The sequence below is a fragment of the Pseudomonas sp. QS1027 genome (assembly GCF_002814235.1).
In the GTDB taxonomy this organism is placed as follows: domain Bacteria; phylum Pseudomonadota; class Gammaproteobacteria; order Pseudomonadales; family Pseudomonadaceae; genus Aquipseudomonas.
Genome location: NZ_PHSU01000047.1, coordinates 1 through 3,256, shown reverse-complemented (window position 1 = coordinate 3,256; position 3,256 = coordinate 1). Strand labels below are relative to the sequence as shown.

Here is a 3,256-nt window from a genome sequence, read left to right as displayed (position 1 = left end):
GGTTCGTTTCGTCTTCACACACCGCAATCTGGCGTCCTTTCGGATCAGCAAATTGCTTGGGTGTTATATGGTCAAGCCTCACGGGCAATTAGTATTGGTTAGCTCAACGCCTCACAGCGCTTACACACCCAACCTATCAACGTCGTAGTCTTCGACGGCCCTTCAGGGAACTCAAGGTTCCAGTGAGATCTCATCTTGAGGCAAGTTTCCCGCTTAGATGCTTTCAGCGGTTATCTTTCCCGAACATAGCTACCCGGCAATGCCACTGGCGTGACAACCGGAACACCAGAGGTTCGTCCACTCCGGTCCTCTCGTACTAGGAGCAGCCCCTCTCAAATCTCAAACGTCCACGGCAGATAGGGACCGAACTGTCTCACGACGTTCTAAACCCAGCTCGCGTACCACTTTAAATGGCGAACAGCCATACCCTTGGGACCGGCTTCAGCCCCAGGATGTGATGAGCCGACATCGAGGTGCCAAACACCGCCGTCGATATGAACTCTTGGGCGGTATCAGCCTGTTATCCCCGGAGTACCTTTTATCCGTTGAGCGATGGCCCTTCCATACAGAACCACCGGATCACTAAGACCTACTTTCGTACCTGCTCGACGTGTCTGTCTCGCAGTCAAGCGCGCTTTTGCCTTTATACTCTACGACCGATTTCCGACCGGTCTGAGCGCACCTTCGTACTCCTCCGTTACTCTTTAGGAGGAGACCGCCCCAGTCAAACTACCCACCATACACTGTCCTCGATCCGGATAACGGACCTGAGTTAGAACCTCAAAGTTGCCAGGGTGGTATTTCAAGGTTGGCTCCACGCGAACTGGCGTCCACGCTTCAAAGCCTCCCACCTATCCTACACAAGCAAATTCAAAGTCCAGTGCAAAGCTATAGTAAAGGTTCACGGGGTCTTTCCGTCTAGCCGCGGATACACTGCATCTTCACAGCGATTTCAATTTCACTGAGTCTCGGGTGGAGACAGCGCCGCCATCGTTACGCCATTCGTGCAGGTCGGAACTTACCCGACAAGGAATTTCGCTACCTTAGGACCGTTATAGTTACGGCCGCCGTTTACCGGGGCTTCGATCAAGAGCTTCGCGTTAGCTAACCCCATCAATTAACCTTCCGGCACCGGGCAGGCGTCACACCCTATACGTCCACTTTCGTGTTTGCAGAGTGCTGTGTTTTTAATAAACAGTCGCAGCGGCCTGGTATCTTCGACCGGCATGGGCTTACGGAGCAAGTCCTTCACCCTCACCGGCGCACCTTCTCCCGAAGTTACGGTGCCATTTTGCCTAGTTCCTTCACCCGAGTTCTCTCAAGCGCCTTGGTATTCTCTACCCAACCACCTGTGTCGGTTTGGGGTACGGTTCCTGGTTACCTGAAGCTTAGAAGCTTTTCTTGGAAGCATGGCATCAACCACTTCGTCGCCTAATGGCAACTCGTCATCAGCTCTCGGCCTTAGACTCCCGGATTTACCTAAGAGTCCAGCCTACCACCTTAAACTTGGACAACCAACGCCAAGCTGGCCTAGCCTTCTCCGTCCCTCCATCGCAATAACCAGAAGTACAGGAATATTAACCTGTTTTCCATCGACTACGCTTTTCAGCCTCGCCTTAGGGACCGACTAACCCTGCGTCGATTAACGTTGCGCAGGAAACCTTGGTCTTTCGGCGTGGGTGTTTTTCACACCCATTGTCGTTACTCATGTCAGCATTCGCACTTCTGATACCTCCAGCAAGCTTCTCAACTCACCTTCACAGGCTTACAGAACGCTCCTCTACCGCATCACCTAAGTGATACCCGTAGCTTCGGTGCATGGTTTGAGCCCCGTTACATCTTCCGCGCAGGCCGACTCGACTAGTGAGCTATTACGCTTTCTTTAAAGGGTGGCTGCTTCTAAGCCAACCTCCTAGCTGTCTAAGCCTTCCCACATCGTTTCCCACTTAACCATGACTTTGGGACCTTAGCTGACGGTCTGGGTTGTTTCCCTTTTCACGACGGACGTTAGCACCCGCCGTGTGTCTCCCATGCTCGGCACTTGTAGGTATTCGGAGTTTGCATCGGTTTGGTAAGTCGGGATGACCCCCTAGCCGAAACAGTGCTCTACCCCCTACAGTGATACATGAGGCGCTACCTAAATAGCTTTCGAGGAGAACCAGCTATCTCCGAGCTTGATTAGCCTTTCACTCCGATCCACAGGTCATCCGCTAACTTTTCAACGGTAGTCGGTTCGGTCCTCCAGTTAGTGTTACCCAACCTTCAACCTGCCCATGGATAGATCGCCCGGTTTCGGGTCTATTCCCAGCGACTAGACGCCCTATTAAGACTCGCTTTCGCTACGCCTCCCCTATTCGGTTAAGCTCGCCACTGAAAATAAGTCGCTGACCCATTATACAAAAGGTACGCAGTCACCCAACAACGTGGGCTCCCACTGCTTGTACGCATACGGTTTCAGGATCTATTTCACTCCCCTCTCCGGGGTTCTTTTCGCCTTTCCCTCACGGTACTAGTTCACTATCGGTCAGTCAGTAGTATTTAGCCTTGGAGGATGGTCCCCCCATATTCAGACAAGGTTTCTCGTGCCCCGTCCTACTCGATTTCATGACCAAGAGATTTTCGCGTACAGGGCTATCACCCACTATGGCCGCACTTTCCAGAGCGTTCCGCTAATCTCAAAGCCACTTAAGGGCTAGTCCCCGTTCGCTCGCCACTACTAAGGGAATCTCGGTTGATTTCTTTTCCTCAGGGTACTTAGATGTTTCAGTTCCCCTGGTTCGCCTCTTGCACCTATGTATTCAGTACAAGATAACCATCTTATGATGGCTGGGTTCCCCCATTCAGACATCTCCGGATCAAAGTCTGTTTGCCGACTCCCCGAAGCTTTTCGCAGGCTACCACGTCTTTCATCGCCTCTGACTGCCAAGGCATCCACCGTATGCGCTTCTTCACTTGACCATATAACCCCAAGCAATCTGGTTATACTGTGAAGACGACATTCGCCGAAAATTCGCAAAACTCTTAAGAGTCACTCACAAATTTTACCTTAGCCTGATCCGTTACCAGTGAAAGTAACGTCCAGTCTATCTTTCTATCACATACCCAAATTTTTAAAGAACGATCTAATCAAAGACTAGAAATCAACATTCACCATCACCATGATGGAATGCTCATTTCTAAGCTCTAACAACAGAAACAGCAGTAAGTGGTGGAGCCAAACGGGATCGAACCGTTGACCTCCTGCGTGCAAGGCAGG

At 51.4% G+C, this 3,256-nt stretch carries 1 rRNA gene; it reads right to left on the bottom strand.

From position 1 onward, the window contains the following. Positions 1-67: 67 nt before the first annotated feature. Positions 68-2,958: ribosomal RNA gene (locus tag CWE01_RS32665) — 23S ribosomal RNA — on the bottom strand. Positions 2,959-3,256: the final 298 nt, after the last annotated feature.